A 23,904-nucleotide genomic window follows, 5' to 3' on the forward strand; every position below is an offset into this window, starting at 1 on the left:
CCCGGCTGCCCCCGCCCGCCGTGCACAATGACCGGGTTCCGGCAGGCCCACTCGTTATCAGACCAAAGGAGGACCGCCGTGTCCTGGCAGGAGGAACTCCGGATCCTGGACGAGGAACTCGCCACGGGACGGATCTCCGCGGACGAGTACCGGGTCCGCCGCGACAAGGTGATGTCCTCGGCGATCGCCCAGCCGCCGCAGCAGGATCAGCAGTCGGAGAAGACGCAGTACGTCACCCCCGTGCAGCCGCCGCAGCCGGTCGAGGGCGGCGACCGCACGCAGGTCGTCTCCGGCGGTGACCGCACCCAGGCGGTGGCAGGCGGGTGGCAGGCCGCCCGGCCGAACTCCGACGCCGACCGCACCCAGGTCGTGCCGGGCTCCGCCATGCCGATGGGCGGGCAGATGCCGCCGCACGCGATGCCCGGCCCCCCGCCCCCGCCGTGGGGGCACCAGCCCGCGCCGGAGGAGATGGCCCCGCCGTGGGCCGGGTCGGAGTTCCCGCCGCTGGCCGCGAGCAACCCGGACTGGATCAAGCAGGGCCCGGAGGTCTTCGACAGCCCCGGCGGCGGCAAGGGCAAGGTCATCGCGCTGGTCGTGGTGCTCCTGCTCGTCGTCGGCGGACTCGGCGTCGGCGCGTACTTCATGTTCTTCAAGGAGACCGCCTCGGCGGGCCCGGCGCAGACCAGCGAGCCCGCGCCGCCCACCACGACGACCCCGCCCCCGCCGCCGGACCCGCTGCCGCTGGGCGACATGCCGGGCAAGGTCACGGTCAACCGCGCCGTCACGACCTTCGCCGACATGCCCGGCCAGCGCTACCTCACCGACGGCGAGATCACCGCGTACACCGCGGGCAAGGCGTCGGACACCAAGCTGGTGATCTGCGACCTCGGCGGGGGTGACCGGCTGGTGGTCATGCTGGTGCAGATGCCCTCGGAGGAGGCCGCGGAGAAGGCCGCGAAGGACCTGAACAAGGTGCAGATCGGCAACGGGATGAAGCAGCAGTCCGGCAGCCCGGCAGGGGTGCTGGTGGCCACCCGCGAGGCCGAGGACGGCAACGCGGGCCGGTTCCGCGCGCACTTCGCCAGCGGCGACATCGTCGTGCGGCTCGACCTGAGCACCAAGGACACCTCCAGCGGCCAGGTGACCTTCAACGACAGCCTGGCCGGGCAGCTGGACAAGACGCCCGCCAATGGCTGACGTCACCGCCTGCACGATCGTCGCGGCGAACTACCTGCCTGCCGCCCGCGTGCTGGCGGCCTCGTACCTGGAGCACCACCCCGGTCACCGCTTCGTGATCGGGGTGGTGGACGCGGACTGGACCACCGCCGACGACGACGGCTCCCCGGAGATCCTCGGCCCCGCCCGCTTCGGCATCGACCGCGCCGACTACCTGCGCATGGCCACGGCGTACTCGGTCACCGAAATGGCCACCGCCGTCAAGCCGTACCTGCTGCGCGAGCTGCGCGCGGACAGCCCCGTGGTGATCTACCTCGACCCCGACATCCGGGTGTTCGCGCCGATGCCCGAGCTGGCCGAGCTGGCCACCGCGCACGGCATCGTGCTCACCCCGCACTTCCTGGAGCCGCTGCCGCGCGACGGCCGCGAGCCGACCGAGGCGATGATCATGGGGGCCGGGATCTTCAACCTCGGCTTCGTGGCCACCGGGCCCGGGTCCGAGCCGTTCCTGGACTTCTGGGCCGAGCGGCTGCGCCACGACGCGATCGTCGCCCCGGACCGGCAGCTGTTCACCGACCAGCGCTGGGTCGACCAGGTGCCCGCGCTGTTCGGCAACCACGTGCTGCGCGACCCCGGGTTCAACGTGGCCTACTGGAACGCCCACGAGCGCCCGGTCACCGTCGAGGACGGGGTGCCGCTGGCGGGCGGCCACCGGCTGCGGTTCTTCCACTTCAGCGGCTACCGGCCGGAGAAGCCCTGGCTGCTCAGCCACCACACGCCGCTGCGGCCGCGGGTCCGGCTCTCCGACAGCGCCGCGCTGCGGGCGCTGTGCGACGAGTACGCCGCGCTGCTGCGCGAGGCCGGTTACGGCGAGACGCTGGAGGCCATCGGGTACGGCTTCGCCGCGCTCCCCGACGGCACGAAGCTCACCCCGACCATGCGCCGGATGTTCCGCGCCGCCTGGATCTCCGCGGAGAAGAAGGGCAAGGCGCTGCCGCCCGCCGCCTTCGGCGAGACGGCCGAGGCGTTCGTCAAGTGGCTGGGCGAGCCCGCCGACGACCAGCCCGCGAACTCGGTGAGCAGGCTCGCCGCAGGCGTCTGGTCCGCTCGCGCCGACCTGCGCGCGGCGTTCCCGCAGCCCTTCGGCCGCGACGCCGAGGCGTTCCGCACCTGGTGCCGCACCTCAGGGCGGGTCGAGGAGAACCTGCCGGACTGGGCGGTGCCCGCCGAGCAGGCGCCGCCCGCTCCCCCGGTCGACGCGCTGGGCGTGAACGTGCTGGGCTACCTGACCGCCGAGCTGGGCGTCGGCGAGATGGGCCGGATCGTGCACGACGCGATCCGCGCCGCCGAGGTCCCCGTCGCCGCTGTCGTCGAGGATCGGCTGGTGCTCAACCGCACCGGGCTCGACACCCCGGAGACCGCGGGCGCCCCGCGGTTCCCGGTCAGCCTGCTGTGCGTCAACGCCGACCAGACGCAGCCGGTGCTGGCCGCCCACCCCGAGGTCGGCCACCAGCGCTACCGGATCGGGCTGTGGGCCTGGGAGCTCGACCACTTCCCCGCCGAGCTGCACCAGGCGTTCGACCTCGTGGACGAGGTGTGGACGATCAGCGAGTTCTGCCGGTCGGCCATCGCCGCGCACTCCCCGGTCCCGGTGCACGTGATCCCGGTGCCGATCCGCGACCCGGGACCGCGGCCGGTCCGCGACGGCGGCGGCCCGACTACATTCCTGTTCGCCTTCGATTACTACAGCATCGCCAAGCGCAAGAACCCCTACGCGGTGGTCGAGGCGTTCCGCCGGGCCTTCCCCGACGACTCAGACGTCCGCTTGGTGATCAAGACGCTCAACGCCGAGGACCACCCGGACCCGGCCGAGCGCCTGCGCGTGCTGGCCGCGGCGGACCCGCGCATCGAGGTGGTGGACCGCTACCTCAGCGTCGAGGAACTGCACGAGATGTACGCATCGGCCGACTGCTACGTCTCGCTGCACCGCTCCGAGGGTTTCGGGCTCACCGTCGCCGAGGCGATGGTCCGCGGCCTGCCGGTCATCGCCACCGACTACTCGGGCACCGCGGAGTTCCTGACCCCGGGCACCGGGTGGCCGATCCCGTGGACCGCGGTGGCCGTCGGCAAGGAGGCGGGCCCGTACCCGCCGTCGGCCCGGTGGGCGGAGCCGGACGTCGACGCGGCCGCCGCGGCGATGCGGGCGGTGGCCGACGACCCGGCCGAGGCGGCCCGCCGGGGTGCGGCCGCCCGCGAGCACATCCTGCGCACGCGGTCGATGGACGCGGCCGCGGCATGGATGCGGACCAGGCTGACCGCAGCGCACCGGCAGTGGCGCGAGCGGCAGTCCGGCCCCCGGCCGGTGGACGGCGACCCGCTGACCCCGCTGCGCGACGCCCGCCAGGCGCTGCTGTGGCGGCCGGACGCCAACACCTCCTCGCGGCTGCCGCTGGCGCCCGCGCTGCGCAAGGCCGTGCTGCGCGCCATCGACCACTACGACGTGCACCAGCGCGCCGTTCTCGGCGAGCTGATGGGCGGCATCGAGTCGACCGTGTCGGCGCTGCACGCCCGGCTGGCCCGCACGGAGGCCGAGCTCGCCGCCGCGCAGGCGACCTCGGCCCGGGCCGACCAGGCGATCGCCGAGATCGCCGAGCTGCGGTCGGTGGTGGCCGGGCTGGTCGAGCAGAACCCGAAGACCAGGGCGGCGCTGGGCGCGCTGTCGGCCGACGTGGCCGCCATCGGCGAGGCCGTCGAGCGGCACGACCGCCGCACGCACGAGATGTTCGCCGAGCGCGACGTCCGGTACGACGGCGCCGAGGCCCGGCTCGTGGTGCGCGAGCGCGAGGTGGGGGCGCTGCTGGAGGCCGCCCGCGCGCGGTTCGCCCCGATCCCGGCGGGCACGGACGTGGTGGTCTGCGACGCAGGCGCGCTGCTGGTGCCCCACGACGCCGTGGTGCGGCCCTGGCTCGTGCACAACCGCTCGTGGGAGAGCGCCGAGGGCAAGCTCCTGGCGAGCCTGGCCGGGCGCGGGGTCTTCCTCGACATCGGCGCGCACGTCGGTTACCACACGCTGCGGGTGCTGGGCCACGGGGAGGGCGTGGCGGGCGCCATCGCGGTGGAGGCCAACCCGGGCACCGCGGAGCTGCTGCGCCGCAACATCGCCGCGAACACCGATCCCGCCCTGGTCACCGTCCTGGCCTGCGCCGCGTGGGACACCACCGGCGAGGCGGTGCTCGTGCACGCCGAGGCGGGCAACAGCGGCGACCACCGGGTGCGCGCCGACGGCGAGGGCGTGCGGGTGCCCGCGGTGCGCCTCGACGAGGTGCCCGCGGTGCGCGACGCCGAGATCGGCCTGGTCAAGGTCGACCTGCAGGGCCGCGACCACCGCGCGCTGGCCGGGTTGGCCGACGTGCTGCGCCGCGACCGGCCGGACGTGCTGTGCGAGTACTGCCCGGAGGCCATCGAGGAACTGGGCGATGACCCGATCGAGGTGCTGGCGGGTTATCGTGCTCTCGGCTTCCGCCCGGTCGTGGTGGACGAGACCGGGCTCGGGCAGGTTGCCGTGCGCGGCGACGCCGACCTGGTGGCGCTGGCGCGGGAGGCCGAGTCGGGGTTCGTGACGCTGTGGCTGCGGCCGGTGTCGACCTGATCTGACCGAACGGATGGGGGCCGGGTGACCGGGCAGCGGGGCGAGGGGGCGAGCGCGCCGACCCGGGCGGTCCTCCGGGCGGCGGGCGCGGTCTCCGTCGTCGCCGTCCTCGTCGCGGTGTGCGCGGTGGCCTGGTCGCTGATGGGCCACCGGGTGCCCGACCCCGAGGACCGCGCGGTCCCGCCGGTCGGCGTGGACGGCCGCTACGCCCGCGACAGCCTGGCGCTGGTCGTCTACGGCAACGGCCGGGAGGACTACGGCAGCGTCCGCACCTTCGACCAGGTCGTCGAGATGAAGTTCCTCAGCGACCGGGAGATCGCGGTGTTCCGCGCGCACGGCGCCAGGGCCGCCCGCGCGACGGTGGCGTCCACGCTGCCCGAGGGCAAGATCGTGGGGGTCGCAGTGCGCATGGCCGACCGCAGCGCGGCGCGCGCCGCCGCCGATGAGCTGAACGCGCTGTGGGTCGCAGGCGGGTTCGTCCCGGCGCCCGACCGGACGTGGGTGCGGCGCAGCGAGCTGACCGGCCGGGAGCGCCCGATCGCCCGCGCGGTGTACGCGCACGAGGCGCTGCTGGTGCGCGTCGAGCTGACCGGCAAGTCCGAGGCCGCCCTGTCGGCCGACTTCACCGCGCTGCTCGCCCCGCAGCTCGACCTGCTGCCCGCCGATGGCTGAGCGCACGCGGACCGCCGCCGGGTTGGACGGCGGGCGGGGCCGGGCGATGCCGCCCGGCCTGGTGCTGGCGGCCGCGCTGGCCGTGCCGGTCGTCTGCTACAGCTACCTGGGCGGGCTCTGGCTCAACCAGCACGGCTACTCGCCGGACTTCCTGGTCGTGGTGCGCGATTGGGTCAACCGGCCCCTCGGCGTCGGCGAGGACTTCGGGGTGCTCGCGCTGTGCGTCCTGCTGATGGTGGCGGGCTACGCCGGAGCCGCCCGCACCGGCGTGCGCGCGGCGCTGTCGGTGGGCATCCCAGGCGCGCTGGCGGTCGGCGCGGCGGCGCTCGGGCTGTCGGCGCTGGTCTGGCCGTTCGCCGTATTGGTCGCCTACGCGCTTCTCCTGCTGGTGACGGCGCCGCTGCGCGGGCGTCCCCTCATCACGCTCGCGGTCCAGTTGGTCGCCGTGGCCTGTGCGGTGGTGCTGGTGGGCGCGCGAGACCAGGAGGCTCTGGACAAGCTCGCGTTCACGGTGCTGCCGGTCATGGGCCAGGTGCTCTGGCTGGTGCGCGCGAAGGCCATCACCGCCGTGTCGGGCGGGATCGCCGTGGTCGCCGGGTGGGCCGTGGTCGCCGCGGCGGAGCCGCACCACCCGGCCTGGGAGGGCCGGTGGTTCCCGGTCACCGTGTGCTACGCCGTGCTCGTGGTCCTCGTCGCCCTCCCGTCAGGTGAGCTGCTGGGCCGATCCGCTCCCGTGCGCGCCGTCGCCACCAGGGCGGCATGGGTCGTGGGCCTCATCGGCCCGGTGGGGCTGACCGTGCAGGACCTGCTCCACCCGGCCGCCCCCTGGCCGCTGATCGTGCTCGCAGGCGTGGTGGCCACCGCCGCCGCCGCCGAGGCGGGGCACCGGCTCCTGGCGCTGGGCGGTGCGCGATGACCGCGCCTGCCGGGTCGATCGGCCGCCGCGACGGCTTGGACCTGCTGCGGGGCGTCGCGTGCGCCGCGGTGGTGCTCGGCCACCTCATGGCCTGGTTCGCCATCGAACGGCAGGACTGGTGGTTCACCAAGGCCGCGGACACCGCGGTGGGCGAACCGCTGCACCTCAACCCGCAGCTGGCGTTCATCGGCGTGGGCTCGTTCTTCCTGATCACCGGGGTGGTGATCACCGCATCGGCGTTCCGGGAGCGGGCCGGGCAGTTCCTGTTCCGCCGGATCAGCAGGCTCGTCCCCCTGCTCTGGGCGGTCACCGCCCTGGCCTGGATCATGATCAACCTGGGCCAGCGGATCACCCCCCGGCTCGACCGGCGGCTGGGCGTCGACGACCTGCTCATCGGCATGGTCCTGGGCAACTTCTTCCAGGTCCCGCAGGTGGCGTTCGTCGGCGTCACGTGGACGCTGCTCATCCAGGTCGTGTTCTACGTCTGGGTCGCCGTGACGATCCCGGTCCTGCGCAGGCGCCCCTGGATCCCGCCAGCGGTGGTCGCCGCGCTGTGCTTCGTGGTGATCCTGGCCTCGGTGACCCTGCGCGGGCACGAGAGCGAAACCGTGCGCGTGTGGTGGCACCACGCAGGCATCTGGGCCTCTTACATCCCGCTGCTCGTGATCGGCCAGCTCATCGCGCTGGCATACCTGGGCCGCGTCCACCGCTACACCGCGATCGCCTTGTCGGCTGTGCATTTCCTGCTGTGGGTGTGGGTCGACCGGGTCAGCGGCTTCACCTTCCAGGGCGATGCGCTGCCCCGCACGACCATGATCATGCTGCTGGTGCTGCTGGTCCTGATGCGGGTCAGCGGGCCGGTGAGCAGCTCCCGGTTCGTCCGGGCGTTCGCGGCTCGCACCTACGCGATCTACCTGGTCCACCTGGGCTGCCTCTACCCGGTGATGGACGCCTTGGTGCCGCGCATCGGCGTGGAGCCCGCGGTGCTCGCGGGCCTGGCCACCGTCGCCGTGGTCGCCGAGGTCCTCCACCGGTTCGTCGAAGTCCCGGCGGACCGGTGGCTGCGCGCCCGGCGGAAGAAGCGGCAACTCGCCCGGGTGAAGCCGGAGCCCGCCGAAGCGGGTCCCACCGCTCCCAGCGGCGCCGACGGGGGCAGAATCCGCCTGTGACCCGGTATGCGCTCCTGCTGCGCGGTGTGAACGTCGGTGGGCGGACGAAGGTGGCGATGGCCGATCTGCGGGCCGTGCTCGGCGACCTCGGGTTCGGGGATGTGCAGACCGTGCTGCAGTCGGGGAATGCGGTGTTCAGTGCGGACGGGGAGCCGGATGAGGGGGTGATCCAGGCTGCGGTGGCCGAGCGGACCGGGGTGGGGGCTCGGTGTCTCGTGCGGACGGGTGGGCAGCTCAAGGGGGTGGTCGACGGGCATCCGTTCCGGGAGGTCGCCGACGACGGGTCGCGGATGGTTGCGGTGTTCCTGGATGCGGAGCCGGATCCGGGGCTGGTGGCCGAGCACGGGCTCGACGGCCTCGACCCCGGGCGGGCGGTGCTCGAGGACCGCGTGGTCTACCAGTGGTGCCCCGACGGGATCTCCAAGTCGCCGCCGGTGGTGCCGTTCGTCGAGCGGCGGTGGCAGGTCACCGGGACGGCGCGGAACTGGAACACCGTGATGAAGCTGTACGAGCTGGTTCAGCGGCCGACGGCGTAGCCCTGCATGCCCCTCGGGTTGGCGGCGGCGCGCAGCAGGCCGTTGTGGCGGGAGACCGCGGAGAGCCTGCCGAGGGTCCACGGGCCGAGGTCGACCAGCTTGTGCCCGCGTTCGGCCAGGGCGGCGAGGGTGGCCGGGCCGAGGCGGGACTCGACGTGGGCTTCGCCGGGGGTGTGGTCGCGCGGGTAGAAGCTGCTGGGCACGGCGTTGCTGTGCCAGGCGGGGGCGTCGATCGCGGCCTGCAGGTTCAGCCCGGCCTCGACGTGGGCCAGCCAGAAGCACAGCTGCCACTGGTCCTGGCCGTCGCCGCCGGGGGTGCCGAAGGCGGTGCTGGGCACGCCGTCGCGCAGCGCGAGGCTCGGGGTGAGGGTGATGCGGGGGCGCTTGCCGGGGGCCAGGCTGTTGGGCAGGCCCTGCTCCAGCCAGAACATCTGCGCCCGGGTGCCCAGGCAGAAGCCCAGCTCCGGGATGGTCGGCGAGGACTGGAGCCAGCCGCCGGACGGGGTGGCGGAGATGATGTTGCCCCAGCGGTCCACGACGTCGACGTGCACGGTGTCGCCCTTGGTGGAGCCGTCGGGGCGGACGGTGGGCTCGCCGAGGGCGCCGCTGGGCTCGGCGGCGCGGGTGGGTCCGGCGATGAGGAACTCGGGCATGCGCGGGGCGCGGCCGTCGGGGCTGCCGGGGCGCAGCTCCAGGGACGCCTTGTCGGTGATGAGGGCGCGGCGCTCGGCGGCATAGGCGCGGGAGAGCAGGGTCTCCAGCGGCACCTCGGTGTCGCCGTACCACGCCTCGCGGTCGGCGAAGGCGAGCTTGGTCGCCTCCAGGGCGTTGTGCACGGTGTCGGCGGTGGGCAGGCCATCCACATAGGACACCGGGAGCCCTTCGAGGATCAGCAGCTGCTGCAGCAGCACCGGTCCCTGCGTCCACGGGCCGCACTTGGCCAGCGTCCAGTCGCCGAAGTCGGCCGTCACCGGGTCCTCATAGGACGCCTGCCAGGCCGCCATGTCCGCGCCCGTCAGCAGTCCGGCGTGGTCGCGGCCGGAGTCGTCGCGGAAGGGCGTGCGGCAGAACTTGTCCACGGCCTCGGCGATGAAGCCCGAGGACCACGCGCGGCGGGCGGCGTCGATGCGCGCCTCGCGCGTCGGGCCGACGGCCTCGCGCAGCAGGCGCTGCCAGGTGCCGGCGAGCACCGGGTTGGCGAAGCGCTCGCCGACGGCGGGCAGCCACAGCTGCGCCGAGGTCGGCCAGTGGTCGGTGAACAGGTCGCGCACCGTGTTGACCACGAACGGGACGCGCTCGAGCAGCGGGAAGCCGTCCTGGGCGTAGCCGATCGCGTAGGACAGGACCTCCGACAGCTCCTTGGTGCCGTGGTCGCGCAGCAGCATCAGCCAGGCGTCCCACGCGCCGGGGACGGTCGCGGGGAGCAGGCCGCTGCCAGGGATCAGCTCCAGCCCCAGCTCGGCGAAGCGCTGCGGGGTGGCCGCCGCGGGCGCGACGCCCTGCCCGCAGAGCACCCGCGGCTCCGGGTCGGCCGCCGTGGCGAAGATCGCGGGGACCTCCCCGCCCGGCCCGTTGAGGTGCGGCTCCACCACCTGCAGGACGAACCCGGCCGCCACCGCGGCGTCGAAGGCGTTGCCCCCGTCCTCCAGCACCGCCATGCCTGCCGCCGACGCCAGCCAGTGCGTCGAGGCGACCATGCCGTGCGTGCCCGTCAGCTCCGGTCTCGTGGTGAACACGCGGTCAAGCTACCCCACTAGTTACCGTTGCTAAAGACCTTCTTGTTCCCATCGAACACTTGTGCACATGTGGACAAGTCCTGTGGACAACTAGCGCCTGCCCGGTGGGCAGATCTCGTCCAGGGCGACCAGGTCGTCCGGGGTGGGGCGCCAGGCGCCCGCCGCGGCGTTGGCGATGACCTGCTCAGGCGTGGTGGCCCCGGCGATCACCGAGCCGATCGCGGGCTGCGCGGCCAGCCAGCCGATCGCCAGCGCGGCCATGGCGATGCCGCGTTCGCCCGCGAAGGCGCGCAGCTTCTCGACGCGGTCCCAGGGGGCGGCGTCGAGCATCCGCTGGCGGCCCGCGAGCCTGCTGCCCGCAGGCGGCTCGGCCCCGCGGGCGTACTTGCCGGTGAGCAGGCCGTTGGCCAGCGGGAAGTACGGCAGCAGGCTGACGCCGAAGCGGGCGCACGCGGGCAGCACCTCGCGCTCGGCCTCGCGCTCCAGCAGCGAGTAGTGCGCCTGGGCCGAGACCGGGCGCGCGACGCGGGCGTCGCGGGCCGTCCAGGCCGTGTCGGCGATCTGCCAGCCCGCGAGGTTGCACACCCCGACGTAGCGGACCACCCCGTCGCGGACCAGGTCGTCGAGGGCCGCCAGGGTCTCCTCGATCGGGGTCGACGGGTCCGGGCGGTGCAGCTGGTAGAGGTCGATCCAGTCGGTGTTGAGCCTGCGCAGCGACGCCTCGACCGCCCGGCGCACGTAGCGGCGGGAGCCGCGGGCGCCGAAGTCCGGGCCGTTGGCGCCCTGCATGTCGACGCCGAACTTGGTCGCGATGACGGCGTGGTCGCGGCGGCCGGACAGGGCCAGGCCCAGCAGCTCCTCGCTGCGTCCGCGCGGGGCGCCGTAGACGTCGGCGACGTCGAAGAGGGTGATCCCGGCCTCCAGCGCGGAGCGGACCAGGGCCCGCGCGCCCGGCAGCGACTCGGCGGCGGTGCCCGGCCTGCCCAGGTTGTTGCAGCCCAGGCCCACCGCGCTCACCACGAGCCCGGACTCGCCGAGGTGCCGGAGTTCCACACCGCGACAGTAAGCGTGCACGGCACGTGTGATCCAGACGTTGGGTGGGCGGGCCGCACTGGTGAGATTCTTAGCCCATGAGCACACCCGCGGGTGGCGCGCCGGGCTGGACCGCCGCCGACATCCCCAGCCTGGTCGGCCGGTCCTTCATCGTGACCGGGGCCAACAGCGGCCTCGGCTACCAGACGGCGCTGGCGCTGGCCCGCCGCGGCGCGCACGTCGTGCTGGGCGTGCGCGACCTGGCCAAGGGCGCCGCCGCCGTCGAGTCGATCCGGGCCGCCGACGCCGAGGCCAACGTCGAGGCCCGCCACCTCGACCTGGCCGACCTGGACTCGGTGCGCGAGTTCTCCGCCGGGATCGACCGGGTGGACGTGCTGGTCAACAACGCAGGCGTGATGTGGACGCCGCGCACGCTGAGCGCCCAGGGCTACGAGCTGCAGTTCGCGGTCAACCACCTGGCCCACTTCGCTCTGACCGGGCTGCTGATCGACCTGCTCGCCGCGGGCCGCGACCCGCGCGTGGTCACCGTGACCTCCTTCCTGCACAAGCAGGGCTTCCTGCACTTCGACGACCTCAACGGCGAGCACAAGTACAGCCGCCGCGGGTTCTACGCCCAGTCGAAGCTGGCCAACGTCGTCTTCGGCCTGGAGCTGCACCGGCGGCTGCGGGCCAACGGGGTGCCGGTGGCCAGCGTGCTGGCCCACCCCGGGTACTCGGCGACGAACCTGCAGTCGGCCGGGCCGACCGGGGTGCAGAAGCTGGGCCTCAAGCTCGGCAACCGGCTGCTGGCCCAGGACGCGGAGATGGGCGCGCTGCCCCAGCTCTACGCCGCCACCCACCCGGACGTGGAGAGCGGGCAGTTCATCGGCCCCAACGGGCGGCGCGAGCAGAAGGGCTACCCCGCGCTGGTCGAGCCGCTGGACGCCGCGCGCGACCGGGGCACGGCGCGCAGGCTGTGGGACGTCAGCGAGGAGATGACCGGGGTGTACTACTCGCTGCCCCGTTAGTCGGCGCACACCGTCCGCGAGCGCGGCCTGAACGAGCGTTAACCTTTCCGCCGACTGTCTCGGGCGAAAGGACGACCATGCAGATCGACGGTATCGCGGCCCTCGTCACCGGCGGCGCCTCCGGCCTCGGCGCGGCGACCGCGGAAGCGCTGGCCAGGGGCGGCGCGGCGGTGCACGCGCTGGACCTGCCGTCGGCCGTGGCCGCGGCGCCCGAGGTGCCCGGGGTGACCTACGTCGAGGCCGACGTCACCGACGCCGAGCAGGTCGAGGCCGCGGTGGCCCGGGCCGCGGGCGGCGACGCGCCGCTGCGGGTGGTCGTCAACTGCGCGGGCATCGGGCCCTCGGCGCGGATCCTGTCCAAGAAGGGCCCGCACGACCTCGCCCTGTTCCGCAAGGTCGTGGAGATCAACCTCGTCGGCACGTTCAACGTCGTCACCCTCGCCGCGGCCGCGATCGCCCGCACCGAGCCGCTGGAGCACGACGCCCGCGGCGTGATCATCAACACCGCCTCGATCGCGGCCTACGACGGCCAGATCGGCCAGGCCGCCTACGCCGCGTCCAAGGGCGGCGTCGTCGGCCTGACCCTGCCCGCCGCGCGCGACCTGGCCTCCTCCGGCATCCGCGTGGTGACCATCGCCCCCGGCATCATCGACACCCCGATGCTGGCCACGGTCAGCGAGGAGTTCCGGGCCGCCCTGGCCGCGGGCGTCCCGTTCCCCAAGCGACTCGGCCTGCCCGCCGAGTACGCCAAGCTGGCCCTGTCGATCATCGACCAGGACTACCTCAACGGCGAGGTCGTCCGCCTCGACGGCGCCCTGCGGATGGCCCCGCGCTAGGGGGTCCACTCCGCCCGGCGGGCCGCCTCGGCGCCGATGGTCGTCGAGTCGCCGTGCCCGGTGTGCACCACGGTGTCCGGGGGCAGGACCAGCAGCCGCTCGGTGATCGAGTCGACGATGGTGTCGAAGTCGCTGTAGGAGCGGCCGGTCGCCCCCGGACCGCCCTGGAACAGGGTGTCGCCGGTGAAGACGACGCCCAGCTCCGGGGCGTGGAAGCAGACCGCGCCGGGGGCGTGGCCCGGGGTGTGCAGCACGACCAGCTCGCCGCCGCCGACGGTGAAGGTCTGCCCGTCGTGCAGCGGGTCGAACTCGGCGTCGGGGTAGACCATGCGCCAGAGGACCTCGTCGGCCGGGTGCAGGTGCACCCGCGCGTCGGTGGCGTTGGCCAGGTCCTCCGCGGCGCTGATGTGGTCGTCGTGGGCGTGGGTGCACAGGATCGCCCGCACGGCCCGGTCGCCGATGCCGCCGAGGATCTCGTCGGCGTCGTGCGCCGGGTCGATCACGATGACCTCGCGGTCGTCGCCGACGATCCAGACGTTGTTGTCCACCTCCCACGTCCCGCCGTCGAGGTTGAACGTGCCGGAGGTCACCACGTGGTCGACGCGCATCAGATGACCACCACCGAGCGCAGGACGTCGCCGTGGTGCATGCGCTCGAACGCCTGCTCCACCCCGTCCAGCGGGATCGTCTCGGTGACGAAGGCGTCGAGGTCGAGCCTGCCCTGGCGGTAGAGGTCGACCAGGTAGGGGAAGTCGCGGCTGGGCAGGCAGTCGCCGTACCAGCTCGACTTGAGCGAGCCGCCGCGGGAGAAGACGTCGATCAGCGGCAGCTCGATCCGCATGTCCGGGGTGGGCACGCCCACCAGGACGACGGTCCCGGCCAGGTCGCGGGCGTAGAACGCCTGCTTCCACGTCTCCGGCCTGCCCACCGCGTCGATCACCACGTCCGCGCCGAACCCGCCGGTCAGCTCCCGGATCGCCTCGACCGGGTCCCCTTCGCGCGCGTTGACGGTGTGCGTCGCGCCCAGCTTGCGGGCCCACTCCAGCTTGCGCGGGTCGACGTCGACGCCGATGACGGTCGTCGCGCCCGCCAGCCGCGCGCCCGCGATCGCCGCGTCGCCGACGCCGCCGCAGCCGATCACGGCCACCGAGTCGCCCCGGGTGACCGCGCCGGTGTTGATCGCCGCGCCGATGCCCGCCATGACCCCGCAGCCGAGCAGGCCGACGGCCGCTGGCGAGGCGTCCGGGTCGACCTTGGTGCACTGCCCGCTGTGGACCAGCGTCTTCTCGGCGAACGCGCCGATGCCCAGGGCAGGCGACAGGGGCGTGCCGTCCTCCAGCGTCATGGGCTGGGCGGCGTTGTGGGTGTTGAAGCAGTACCAGGGCTTGCCCTTCAGGCACGCCCGGCAGCGCCCGCACACCGCCCGCCAGTTGAGGATCACGAAGTCCCCGGGCGCGACGTCCGCCACACCCTCGCCGACGGCCTCGACCACGCCTGCGGCCTCGTGGCCGAGCAGGAACGGGAACTCGTCGTTGATCCCACCCTCGCGGTAGTGCAGATCCGTGTGGCAGACGCCGCACGTCTTGACGGCGACGACGGCCTCCCCCGGCCCCGGGTCGGGCACGACGACGGTCTCCACCGCCACCGGCTGCCCCTTGCCCCGCGCCACGACACCCCGAACCCGCTGTGCCATCCGTGCCATCCGTTCTCTCGGCGCCGCTGAACGCCCCCACCGTAGCCAAGCGGCCCGGCTCGGACAGCCCGCCGGGCCCGGGCTGGCGCTAGAGGTCGCCGACGTAGGGGATGCGCATGACCTCGGGGGAGGACATCCAGCGGCGGAGGGCGGCGGTGGCCTGGACGTCGTCCTCGTTGTACTGGAGCAGGCGGTCGCGCTGGGCCAGGTCGGGCTCGCCGCCGTCGAGGCCGACCGCGGCGCGGTACCAGCGCATGGAGTTCTCCCCGCCCGCGTCCGGGTCGCGCCAGGTGAAGCCCGCGACGGGCGCGATGGTCTTCAAGCCCTTGCCGTGGGAGCACAGGAAGTGGTCGCGGACGCTGGCGAACAGGTCGAACCAGGCGTCGGACTCGATGAACGCCAGCACCTCGGCCTTGCGCGGGATGCCGGGGCGACCGGCGAAGCGCTTGGCCGAGGCCAGCAGCCAGCGGTTCTCGGCCAGCTCGTTGTAGCAGTAGGCGCGGAAGGTCAGGCCGCGGTCGGCCGCGGCCCGGCGCACGGCCGTCAGCCAGGACCAGAACTCGGCGAAGGAGCGCGCCTCGTCGTCGGTCGGCAGCGGGTCCCAGCTGACGAAGGCGCGGTAGCCCTGGGCCATGCCCACGTCGGCCCCGGTCAGCAGCGCGCCCCACAGGTAGGCGCCCGCGTCGCCGAAGCTCTCCATGTCCACGTCGACCTCGACGTCGGCGCGCGGCACCTCGACCCGCTCGACCCGGCGGACCAGGGTGAGGTCGGCCAGCCAGGCGCGGGCCAGGCCGACGGCGTCGGCGACCGGCATGCCGACCAGCGGGGGCACGTCCTCGTCGGCGGGGTCGACCAGGGCCAGCTCGTCGACGGTGCGCACGCCCGCGGCCCGCAGCAGGCCCGCGTCCTCGCCGCGCACGACCAGGCTGACGTCGCGGGAGGCCACCAGCTCCCCCTCGCACACCGGCCACCACGGGCAGCTGCGGCACTCCACGATCCGCGACGGCTCGGCCAGCGGGTCCGCGCCCGCGGCGGCCGCGGCGGCCACCGAGAGCCGGTCGGCGAAGCGGCTGTCGTACTCCTCCAGCGCGCTGCGCCCGCCGGGCCAGGTGGGGGCGTTGAGGTCGTGCCAGACCACGACGTCGCCGTCGAGGCCGATGACGCCTGCGAGCGCGTGCCGGGGGTCGGCCAGCCCCGCGCTCTCCAGCAGCCTGCGCACATGGGCCAGGCGGAGCTGGTCGCGCGGCTGCGGGCGCACCTTGCGGGTGGCGTCCGGGGTGCCGCCGATCATCGTCAGGTCGGTCAGGGCGCAGGTGCGGGCCCCGGTGCCCGGGTCGGTGACCTTGTGCCGGACCACGAGCACCGGCACGTACCCCAGCTCGCCGCGCACCAGCAGGTCGATCGTGCCGCGGCGGCCGCCGTCGGGGTCGCGCGGGAGCTGGGCGGCCCAGACGAACGCGGCACCGTCGGCCAGCGCGGCCATCGTGGCGACCTCGCGCTCGGTGGCCGGGCCGGGCGGGATCTCCGTCCACGCCGCGCCCAGCTGGGCGGCCAGCCGGTCGGCGATGGCCCGCCGGTGCGCGGCGGCGTCGGCCTTGCGCAGCTCGGCGGTGGGGTCGGGGTCGGCGCGGTGGGCGTCGCGCATGGCCGGGTCGTGCTCCAGGTGCACCCGACGCCTGCATCGGCTCACCACGCCGGCGTCGAGCAGCACCGTAGTAGTCACGTACCGCAGTTTAGTTGCCATGTGCGACACATCGGGCGGGTCGGTAGGTTGCTGACCACCGAATGCTGGAGGCAGCCGATGGCGCGCATCACCCCGAGCCGGGCCAAGAACGCGATCGCGGTCGCGCGGGTGGTCGTGCCCGCGGTGCTCCCCGTGGTCACCCCGTACCTGATCAAGGCGACCGGGACGGTGCGCGAGCGCTGGGACCGGCACCGGGCGCGCAGGCTGGGCATCGCCGTCGGCGACCTGGCCCAGTTCAGCGGCCACGGCGGCGCGCTGCTGGCGCGCATCGCGGGCGTGGCGGCCGCGCTGGCCGACCTGCCCGAGGCCGACCCGGCCACCGAGACCCGGCTGCGCCAGCTCGCCGCCGCCGTCCGCGCGGCCGAGCGGATGCCCGCGCCGCGCAGGCGGGCCGCCCACCGGGCCGTCGACGCCGAGCTGGACGCGGTGGAGGAGCGGCTGCTCGGCGGGTTCGGAGTCCAGCACGCTGGGAGGGCCAGAGGTCTGGACAAGGCCAACTAGGCTCTAGGGCATGACGTCCCGCCTGACCCGCGGCGCCCTGCTGGGCGCGTGCACGGGCGCATTGGCGGTGGCGGCCCACGGCCTGGCGGGCGGCGGCCTGCCCGACGTCGCGCCGACCGCGGCGATCGTCGCGCTGGTGGCGTGGGTGGGCTCGGCGCTGGCCGACCGGGGCCCGTGGGTGACCGTGGTGCTGCTCGCGGGCAGCCAGACCGCGCTGCACCTGCTGCTGACCCAGGTCGCGCACCCGGACTCGGTCGCCGACCCGGTGACGATGACGGCCGCGCACACGCTGGCCACGCTGGTGACCGGCTGGCTCTACACCCGGGCCGGGCACGCGCTGGACGTCCTGGCCGCCGCGCTGCGCGGGCTCGTGCGCGCGGTGACCGCCCCCGTCGGCGGGCTGGTGACCACGTGCGTGCTGGTCACCTCGTCGCGGACCGATCCCCTGCTCGCGGTCGTGCTGCGGGTGGTGTGCGGGCGGCGCGGGCCGCCTGCCCTCTCCTGAAATCCGCATCATCCCCTTCTCTTTCAGGAGACCCCCCAATGAAACGCATTGCTGTTGTCGTGGGCTGCGCGAGTGCCGCCCTGCTCTTCGCCGCCGGTCCCGCCAGCGCGCACGTCAGCGCGAAGGTGATCGGCGAGACGGCCACCCAGGGTGGCTACACCAAGATCACCTTCCGGGTGCCGAACGAGGACGCGACCGCGGGCACGGTGAAGCTGGAGCTGCGCCTGCCGCAGGACGCGCCGATCACCTCGCTGCGCACCAAGCCCGTCCCCGGCTGGAAGGCCGAGGTCACCAAGGGCAAGCTCGCCCAGCCGGTCACCGTCCACGGCCAGGAGGTGACCGAGGCGGTCACCTCGGTGGTCTGGACCGCCGAGCCCGGCACCCGCATCGGCCCCGGCGAGTTCGGCGAGTTCGAGGTCAGCGGCGGCCCGCTGCCCGAGGTCGACCAGCTGGTCATCCCCGCCATCCAGACCTACGACAACGACAAGGTCGTGGCCTGGGACGCCCCGCCGACCGACGGCGCCGAGCCCGACCGCCCCGCCCCGGTGGTCAAGCTCGCGCCCAAGGGCGAGGGCGACGACCACGGCGCGGCCCCGGCGAGCCACCCGACCGACGCGGTGGCGGCGGTGGAGTCCGGCGAGGACACCACCGCCCGCTGGCTGGGCGGCATCGGCCTGGCCGTGGGCGCCCTCGGCCTGGGCGTGGGCGTCGGCGCGACCATGCGCGCCCGCCGGAACGCGCGGTCGGAGGCGTAGCCATGCGGGTCCTCGCGGTCGCACTGGCCGTCTTCTTCGGACTGATTGGCACCGCGGGCCCGGCGTTCGCGCACAACCAGTTGGTCAGCAGCACCCCCGCCGACAAGGCGTCGGTGGACACCGGTCCCCAGTCGATCGAGTTGACCTTCGACCAGGCGGTGCAGGGCAGCAAGGAGCTCAACACCGTCGTCGTGGTCGGCCCGGGCGACACCCAGTGGCAGGGCGGCGCGCCCACGGTCAACGGCAACAAGGTGACCGTGCCCGTCCGCGAGCTCGGCCCCGCGGGCGAGTACCGCGTCGGCTACCAGATCCTCTCGGCCGACGGGCACCCCGTGCGCGGGGAGCTCCGCTTCACCCTGACGACCGCGGGCAACGGCACCCCGGCCGAGGTGGCGGCGCCGCCCGCGGCCGAGGAGCCCGCCACCGAGGACGGCGGCGTCCCGGTCTGGGTCTGGATCGGCGGCGCGGTCATCCTGGTCGCGGTCGGCGTCGTCGCCGCGATGCGCGTCGGGGCCGGGCCCCGCTGAACCCAGGCGCTCGACCGGTCTTCCGGGCCGGTCGAGCGCCTTCGGCTTTGTGGCCGGAAGCGCAGCCAAGCTGCCGCTTCCGGCCACTTTGCTTCCGCCCGCTGTCCGAGAGCCGACGGCCTGACCTGCTGGTCGGTCGGCGAGAGCGGCGTCCCGCCAGCTGGCTGGCCGTGGCTCGGCCGATGACCGCGCCGACCGGCACAGCTCCCGCAGCACCGGACGTCCTGCTACCTGCCTCCCCCGCTACCCGCCGCCCGCCTCCCTGCTACCCGCCTCCCCTGCTGCCCCCCTGCCCTTTGCTGCCCGCCTGCCCTTTGCTGCCCGCCTGCCCTTTGCTGCCCGCCTCTCCTGCCGCCCGTCTGCCTCTTGCTACCCGCCTGCCCTGCCGCCCGTCTGCCCTTGCTGCCCGCCCCTCCTGCTGCCCGCCTGCCCCGTGCTGCGCGTCTACCCCTGCCGCCCGCCTGCTTCCGATTTCCCGGAGTGTCGCTTCCGTTTTTGTCGGTCGGCTCCGATAGGATCAGACACAGGGGGTCAGCCCCCTGGGCGGGCGGGGTCTAGGTTGACGCGCGCGCGTGGGGTGGAAGGTGGGCTTGGGGGCTTGGCTGTCGGTTGGGTCGGCGAGGTGGGGGTTGGTCGTGAAGGGTGATGGGGTGCAGGGGCGGGCGAGTCGGTGGTTGCTGGCGGTGGTGGGGGTTGGCGCGCTGGTGGGGGTTGGGGTGGGCGTGGGGGTGACGGCGGCCGAGCCGATCGTGGGGTTGCCGGACGCGGGGGGTGTGGTCCGGTTCGGGTTGCCGGTGGCTCGGGTGGTGCTGGATCTGGCCGCGGTGGCGACGGTCGGGCTGTGCTTGCTGCCGATGCTGGTGGGGTTCGACCGGCCGCGCAGCGCCGAGGGGGTCATGGGGGTCGCCCGGCGGGCGGCGGTGGCGTCGTCGGTGGTGTGGGCGGTCGCGGCGGTGGTGGCGCTGGTGCTGCAGACCGCGGAGCTGCGGGCCAGCGGGGAGGTCTCCTTCGCGGCGGTCGTGGACTACGTGGCGACCGTCGGGGCGGGCAAGGCGCTGGTGTTCGTGGCCGGGCTCGCGGTGCTCAGCGCCGTCCTGTGCGGGGTGGCGGTGCGCAAGGGCGACTCGGTGCCCGCGGAGCTGCGGGCGGCGGTCGCCCTGTTCGCGCTGCTCCCCCTCCCCGTCACCGGGCACGCGACCGGGTGGCGGTGGCACGACGTCACCATGATCTCGATGGAGCTGCACGTCATGGCGGCCGCCGCGTGGGTGGGCGGGCTCGGCGCGGTGGTGGTGCTGCTCGCGGCCAACCGGTCGCTGCTCGCCCGGGCGCTGCCGCGGTTCTCCCGGTTGGCAAGCGTTTGCGTCGTGGTGGTCGCGGTGTCCGGCGTGGTCAACGCGGCGATCGAGCTGGCGCCCGGCTTCGACCTGTTCGCCACCGGCTACGGGGTCATCGTGGTGCTCAAGACCGGGTGCCTGATCGCGCTGGCGGCGCTGGGGGCGCACATCCGGTTCCGGCTGCTGCCCGGCATCGCGGCCCACCGGCGCACGGCGCTGGTCACCTGGGCCGGGGCGGAGCTGGCGGTGATGGGGCTGGCGTTCGGCCTGGCCGTCGTGCTGACCCGAGTGCCGGCCGCCTAGTCCACAACTCTGTCCACAGGACCTGTGGACAACTCCTCTCACCGACAACTCGTGCCGTTCAGCGGTCTGGTGGCAGACCGATGCAACCGCAAGGCCGCCGATCGGCGCAACGCCGAGTGGTCAGTCCGGTTCGGTGAGATGCACCCTGATCGGGTTCGGATCGCGCATCAGCACGAGCTTGTCGGCGGTCGCGCGGGCCCGGCGGTCGAGTTCGCGGCGGTCGATCCAGCCCTGGGCGTAGTGCCGGTACGCCTGGGCGAGCAGCACCATCTCGGCCAGGTGCTCGGCCGCCCGCGCCCGGCCCGGCTCCGGCAGGCGGGCCACCAGGGCGAGCTGGCTCTCGACCACGTCGTCCAGCACGCGGGCGGATGCCAAGGCCCGCCGGGCGCGCCGCGCCTTTCCGAACACTCCCAGAACCGCCCCTCGTGGCCGACCCCGCCGCCAGTGTTGGCGTTCACCCAACGCAGCTCATCAGCCGCCCACAACCGCCGAATGGGTTAACCCTGGACTCAGGTGTAGCGCGACCAGGTCGATGAAGTGTTACCCAGGCGGAAGTCCCGCAGGCGCCGCATCAGCTCGGGCCGCACTTCCGGACTACTGGCCATGATCGGCAGCACGCTGGTGATGAGCTTCAGCTCGCGCACCTCCCGCAGCACCGGGAAGCCCGACCAGGCCATCACGTCGAACCCGTACTCCCTGGCCAGCTCGGTGTAGCGGGTCACCGGCTCGCCGAAGCGCCGCACGCCCACCGCCAGCGGGGTGAGGTCCCACTCCGGCGGGCCGACGCAACTGGAGTCGAAGTCGCAGAGCACCGGCCCGGCCGGGCTCGGGATGAGGTTGCCCAGGTGGGCGTCGCCATGCACGAACCCGGTCGGCAGGCCGAACTCGACCTCGGTCAGCCGCCGGGCCACCGCGTCGCAGCGCTCGCGCAGGAAGACCAGCTCCCCGTCGTCGACCCCGTCGGCCTCGCCGATGCGCCTGCGGATGTCGTCCAGCGGGTCCCAGGCGGGCAGGCCTGCAGGCGGCGGCAGGGCGTGCACGGTCCGCAGCAGCCTGGCCAGGTCGGCGGGCACGGGCTGGCGGTCGTGCGGCTTGACCTCGTGCCACAGCGTCGCGGTGTACTGCCCCACGACCACCGGCTGGGCGATCTCGCCGACGAGCCGGACGGCCGGAACGTCGTGCTCGGCGAACCAGCGGGCCACCTCGACCACCTTGCGCACCCGGTGCCGCAGCGCGACCGAGCCCACGATCCGCACCACCACCGGCGCGCAGGCCAGCAGGAAGACGGCGTTGTTGGTGAACCTCAGCAGCCGCGCGCCGAGCGGGTCGAGGCCGACGTGCGCGCACACCGCGGCCAGGGCGGACCGCAGGTTCTCCCTGGTGAACAGGCCCTCGCTGACCACTGGGACGACGCGACCGGGCTCATGCCACGTGCGTGATGTGGTTGATCTGCTCGACCAGATCCCGGGCCTCGGCGTTGTTGGCGCGCTTGAGCGCCTCCTCGCGCAGCGGCTCCAGCCGGTCGACGACCCGCTTGGACTTGAGGCTCTCGGCCAGCTCCACGGCCTGGCGGCCGATCTTGGCCCCGTGGTCGACATCGCCTTCGAGCAGGTGGTTGACCGCGAGCGCGCCCAGGTTGAACGCCTTGCTGCGGGTCATCTCCTCGCCGTAGCCGTCGATGGCCCGCGACAGCGCGGGGATGGCGAACTTGGTGTGGCTGGGGTCGACGGTGCTGGCCAGCACCGTGTGCACGGTGCCGATCATGGCGTGGACGTCGGTCTCGTTGAAGAACTTGACCCAGTCGTCGGCCTCGGCGAGGTTCGCCCGGCTGAACTCGTCGCGGGTGCGGTTGATGAGCTTCATCGTCTGGTCCTTGCGGCCCAGCATCGCGTACGCCCACGCCTGGTTGGCGCAGATCACCGCCACCGCCAACTCGGACCCGGACTCCTGGGCGGCGATCTGGCCGAGCTGGAACATCTTCAGCGCGTCGTCCGGGGCCTTCTTGTGCAGGTAGACCCGGCCCATCCGGTAGAGGATGTTGGCCACCAGCGGCTCGCTGCCGCCCTCCTTGGCCAGCACCAGGGCCTTGCCGAAGTGGGAGCGGGCCGAGTCGGTCAGGCCGATGTCGAAGGACGTCCAGCCCGCCAGGTTGTGCAGGTCGGCCAGCGCGACGTGCAGCCGCCGCTTGACGTGCTCGGTGCTCGACGCGGTGAGCATCTGCTGCCCCCACGACAGCTGCGCGACCACGGCGTCGCGGCAGAAGCCGCCGCCGTACTGGTAGTCCAGGGAGCGCAGCGCCCTCGTCGCCGCCTCCACCTGCCGCACGTCGGTGATGCCGATGCGACCCGGACCTGGGGTGTGCTCGGGACTGGCCACCCAAGAGCCGGAGTTGGTGCCCAGCACGTTCGCCCCCACCGTGACGGCGGCGGCGTGTGCCAGGAACTCCCGACGCTTCACCTCTTCGCTCTCCTCAGAGTCCGCGGCCTCGCGGCTCACCGCGACTCGCACCGCGGTGACCTCGTCGTACGCCAGGCCCATGTATCCCCTCGGGACACCCAGGCCGTCGGCGATCCTGGCCAGCACGTCATAGGCCATGACCTGCCGACCCTTGAGGATCTCCGACACCTCGGACTGCGACTGACCGGTCATCGCGGCGATCTGGCGCTGTGAGACACCGGTCCGCCTGAGCAGCCGGTAGACGGAGCTGATCTCCCGCGCGGCCAGCGCGGCGCGCATCTCCGGGTCTTCCCACGTGTCACTCGAAATGGGAGAACCCTGAGCGCCGATCGAGTTCATTCCGCCCCCTCACAGTCCATCGGGCGTCAAGCGCAGAGTATGCGCACTTCACGAACCGCGAGAAGGCCGCTTCGGCGAACCTGATCGGTCCGACCGAAGACCGGTGACCGCTTACCGTTGGCCGACCGCCGATCAGCGCTGCGTCTGCTGACAATCCCGTCTTCCCCGCTCAATGTAGTTCCTGGTAAGCGCAAGAGCACGGAGGGAAACCAAAAGTCGTGGAACTGCTCCGGTCGGCACCGAACGCGGTCCGCGATGTGCCCGCTGGCGGTCGCCGGGTCTGGCGCATCTCCTGCGGCGACGTGGTCAACCGGGACCGCTGCCTCACCGTGCTCGTCGAGAAAGACACGGTCGTCCTCGTCGGACCGCCCGGCGAGACGGCGGTTCTGACCACCGGCCAGCTCGGCCAGTTGCGGACCGCCCTCAAGGAAGCCGCCGAACAGGCGGAAAGGTGACGGTGACGTTAGGTGGACGAAATACTCGGCCAGGTCCTGCGCAGCGCCGTGTGGGAGCGCCTGGACATGCTCACCGAACTGGCGAAGCGGGCCGACGCGCCCTCCCTGCTGTCCGTGGCCCGCTCCGAGCTGCCCCGGCTCACCGAGGGCTGGCGGGCCATGCTGAGCGCCCACGAGCCCGATGAGAAGGGCAACTGCCCGGTCTGCTCCGGCCGCTGGCGCCAGCAGAAGGCGCCGTGCCCGGTCTGGCGCGCGGCCTACGAGCACCTGGTCGCGGGCGGCCTCGCGCCGCAGCAGCCGCGCCACGCCCGCCGCCGCGCCACGGCGGCGGCCCGCTAGACCTGGCGGTCCGCCGCGGCGCCACCCCGGACACGAGCGGCGCGGCGGACCGCCGACCAGGCAGGCGGGCCGGTGCACCCGTGCCCCCGAACGCGGTGGACCGGCCTGCCGCCTGACCTGGCCGCCTGACCTGGCCACACCGACGCGGCCCGTTCCGCCCCACACCGACCCCCGGAGCGGGCAAGATGGAAGGCCACCGATC

At 73.7% G+C, this 23,904-nt stretch carries 22 protein-coding genes and 1 pseudogene; 15 read left to right on the forward strand and 8 right to left on the reverse strand.

All coding sequences use genetic code 11. From position 1 onward, the window contains the following. Positions 1 to 78 precede the first annotated feature (78 nt). From ACWEPX_RS06750 to ACWEPX_RS06775, 6 genes are read left to right on the forward strand one after another with little or no spacing between them, the layout of a single operon-like run. Positions 79 to 1,197 (forward strand): hypothetical protein, encoded by a 1,119-nt coding sequence (locus tag ACWEPX_RS06750; RefSeq protein WP_451896101.1) that lies wholly within the window; start codon positions 79 to 81, stop codon positions 1,195 to 1,197. Continuing rightward, positions 1,190 to 4,825 (forward strand): FkbM family methyltransferase, encoded by a 3,636-nt coding sequence (locus ACWEPX_RS06755; protein WP_451896102.1) that lies wholly within the window; start codon positions 1,190 to 1,192, stop codon positions 4,823 to 4,825. The genes ACWEPX_RS06750 and ACWEPX_RS06755 overlap by 8 nt, the downstream gene beginning before the upstream one ends. A gap of 24 nt (positions 4,826 to 4,849) precedes the next feature. Beyond that, on the forward strand, positions 4,850 to 5,497 hold the full coding sequence (locus ACWEPX_RS06760; protein ID WP_451896103.1) for a hypothetical protein: 648 nt from the start codon (positions 4,850 to 4,852) through the stop codon (positions 5,495 to 5,497). Then, on the forward strand, positions 5,490 to 6,413 hold the full coding sequence (locus ACWEPX_RS06765; protein WP_451896104.1) for a hypothetical protein: 924 nt from the start codon (positions 5,490 to 5,492) through the stop codon (positions 6,411 to 6,413). Before ACWEPX_RS06760 ends, ACWEPX_RS06765 begins: the two co-directional genes overlap by 8 nt. Then, complete coding sequence (locus ACWEPX_RS06770) at positions 6,410 to 7,582, forward strand: acyltransferase family protein (RefSeq protein WP_451896105.1); 1,173 nt, start codon at positions 6,410 to 6,412, stop codon at positions 7,580 to 7,582. The genes ACWEPX_RS06765 and ACWEPX_RS06770 overlap by 4 nt, the downstream gene beginning before the upstream one ends. Continuing rightward, positions 7,579 to 8,118 (forward strand): DUF1697 domain-containing protein, encoded by a 540-nt coding sequence (locus tag ACWEPX_RS06775; RefSeq protein ID WP_451896106.1) that lies wholly within the window; start codon positions 7,579 to 7,581, stop codon positions 8,116 to 8,118. The genes ACWEPX_RS06770 and ACWEPX_RS06775 overlap by 4 nt, the downstream gene beginning before the upstream one ends. Here the strand turns inward: ACWEPX_RS06775 and ACWEPX_RS06780 are convergent. Next, complete coding sequence (locus ACWEPX_RS06780; protein ID WP_451896107.1) at positions 8,100 to 9,854, reverse strand: gamma-glutamyltransferase family protein; 1,755 nt, start codon at positions 9,852 to 9,854, stop codon at positions 8,100 to 8,102. The two genes, ACWEPX_RS06775 and ACWEPX_RS06780, sit on opposite strands and share 19 nt — an antisense overlap. 90 nt (positions 9,855 to 9,944) lie before the next feature. Continuing rightward, complete coding sequence (locus ACWEPX_RS06785) at positions 9,945 to 10,907, reverse strand: aldo/keto reductase (RefSeq protein WP_451896108.1); 963 nt, start codon at positions 10,905 to 10,907, stop codon at positions 9,945 to 9,947. A gap of 77 nt (positions 10,908 to 10,984) precedes the next feature. Between ACWEPX_RS06785 and ACWEPX_RS06790 the strand changes: the two genes are divergently transcribed. Both ACWEPX_RS06790 and ACWEPX_RS06795 read left to right on the forward strand, forming a co-directional pair. Beyond that, positions 10,985 to 11,914 carry an oxidoreductase gene (locus tag ACWEPX_RS06790; protein ID WP_451896109.1) on the forward strand — a complete coding sequence of 310 codons (930 nt, stop codon included), beginning with the start codon at positions 10,985 to 10,987 and terminating at the stop codon, positions 11,912 to 11,914. A 77-nt stretch (positions 11,915 to 11,991) separates the two neighbouring features. After that, the gene (locus tag ACWEPX_RS06795) at positions 11,992 to 12,750 is read left to right on the forward strand and encodes an SDR family NAD(P)-dependent oxidoreductase (protein ID WP_451896110.1); all 759 of its coding nucleotides are present in this window, start codon (positions 11,992 to 11,994) and stop codon (positions 12,748 to 12,750) included. On the opposite strand, the gene ACWEPX_RS06800 is transcribed toward ACWEPX_RS06795, so the two are convergent. The 3 genes from ACWEPX_RS06800 to ACWEPX_RS06810 form a co-directional block, all read right to left on the reverse strand. Further along, positions 12,747 to 13,358, reverse strand: a complete 612-nt coding sequence (locus tag ACWEPX_RS06800) for an MBL fold metallo-hydrolase (protein ID WP_451896111.1) — start codon at positions 13,356 to 13,358, stop codon at positions 12,747 to 12,749. The genes ACWEPX_RS06795 and ACWEPX_RS06800 overlap by 4 nt on opposite strands. Further along, positions 13,358 to 14,443 (reverse strand): S-(hydroxymethyl)mycothiol dehydrogenase, encoded by a 1,086-nt coding sequence (locus ACWEPX_RS06805; protein ID WP_451896112.1) that lies wholly within the window; start codon positions 14,441 to 14,443, stop codon positions 13,358 to 13,360. Before ACWEPX_RS06805 ends, ACWEPX_RS06800 begins: the two co-directional genes overlap by 1 nt. An 88-nt stretch (positions 14,444 to 14,531) precedes the next feature. Further along, a complete protein-coding gene (locus tag ACWEPX_RS06810) occupies positions 14,532 to 16,166 on the reverse strand; it encodes a TM0106 family RecB-like putative nuclease (RefSeq protein ID WP_451896113.1) in 1,635 nt (544 codons plus the stop codon). A gap of 78 nt (positions 16,167 to 16,244) precedes the next feature. On the opposite strand from ACWEPX_RS06810, the gene ACWEPX_RS06815 reads away from it, so the two are divergent. From ACWEPX_RS06815 to ACWEPX_RS06835, 5 genes are all read left to right on the forward strand, one after another. Then, the gene (locus ACWEPX_RS06815; protein ID WP_451896114.1) at positions 16,245 to 16,688 is read left to right on the forward strand and encodes a DUF6474 family protein; all 444 of its coding nucleotides are present in this window, start codon (positions 16,245 to 16,247) and stop codon (positions 16,686 to 16,688) included. Between the two features lie 10 nt (positions 16,689 to 16,698). Further along, complete coding sequence (locus tag ACWEPX_RS06820) at positions 16,699 to 17,193, forward strand: hypothetical protein (protein ID WP_451896115.1); 495 nt, start codon at positions 16,699 to 16,701, stop codon at positions 17,191 to 17,193. Between the two features lie 38 nt (positions 17,194 to 17,231). Beyond that, positions 17,232 to 17,948: a YcnI family copper-binding membrane protein gene (locus tag ACWEPX_RS06825; RefSeq protein WP_451896116.1), complete on the forward strand. Its 717-nt coding sequence runs from the start codon at positions 17,232 to 17,234 to the stop codon at positions 17,946 to 17,948. A 2-nt stretch (positions 17,949 to 17,950) separates the two neighbouring features. After that, on the forward strand, positions 17,951 to 18,475 hold the full coding sequence (locus ACWEPX_RS06830) for a copper resistance CopC family protein (RefSeq protein ID WP_451896117.1): 525 nt from the start codon (positions 17,951 to 17,953) through the stop codon (positions 18,473 to 18,475). A gap of 716 nt (positions 18,476 to 19,191) precedes the next feature. Beyond that, positions 19,192 to 20,112: a copper resistance D family protein gene (locus ACWEPX_RS06835; protein ID WP_451896186.1), complete on the forward strand. Its 921-nt coding sequence runs from the start codon at positions 19,192 to 19,194 to the stop codon at positions 20,110 to 20,112. A gap of 120 nt (positions 20,113 to 20,232) precedes the next feature. Here ACWEPX_RS06835 and ACWEPX_RS06840 read toward each other — a convergent pair whose 3' ends face one another. The 3 genes from ACWEPX_RS06840 to ACWEPX_RS06850 all read right to left on the reverse strand — a co-directional run bounded on the left by ACWEPX_RS06840 (position 20,233) and on the right by ACWEPX_RS06850 (position 22,908). After that, entirely contained in the window at positions 20,233 to 20,520 is a 288-nt protein-coding gene (locus ACWEPX_RS06840; RefSeq protein ID WP_451896118.1) for a hypothetical protein, read from the reverse strand. A 101-nt stretch (positions 20,521 to 20,621) separates the two neighbouring features. Beyond that, positions 20,622 to 21,515, reverse strand: a complete 894-nt coding sequence (locus ACWEPX_RS06845) for a phosphotransferase family protein (protein ID WP_451896119.1) — start codon at positions 21,513 to 21,515, stop codon at positions 20,622 to 20,624. 19 nt (positions 21,516 to 21,534) lie between these two features. After that, the gene (locus ACWEPX_RS06850) at positions 21,535 to 22,908 is read right to left on the reverse strand and encodes a helix-turn-helix domain-containing protein (RefSeq protein WP_451896120.1); all 1,374 of its coding nucleotides are present in this window, start codon (positions 22,906 to 22,908) and stop codon (positions 21,535 to 21,537) included. Positions 22,909 to 23,174: 266 nt separating this feature from the next. Here ACWEPX_RS06850 and ACWEPX_RS06855 point away from each other — a divergent pair. Both ACWEPX_RS06855 and ACWEPX_RS06860 read left to right on the forward strand, forming a co-directional pair. Continuing rightward, a pseudogene (locus ACWEPX_RS06855) lies at positions 23,175 to 23,363 on the forward strand (hypothetical protein); the annotation flags it as partial. Positions 23,364 to 23,375: 12 nt separating this feature from the next. Beyond that, positions 23,376 to 23,702: a hypothetical protein gene (locus ACWEPX_RS06860; protein WP_451896121.1), complete on the forward strand. Its 327-nt coding sequence runs from the start codon at positions 23,376 to 23,378 to the stop codon at positions 23,700 to 23,702. The last annotated feature ends 202 nt before the right edge of the window (positions 23,703 to 23,904 follow it).

It is taken from the genome of Actinokineospora sp. NPDC004072, assembly GCF_053604195.1.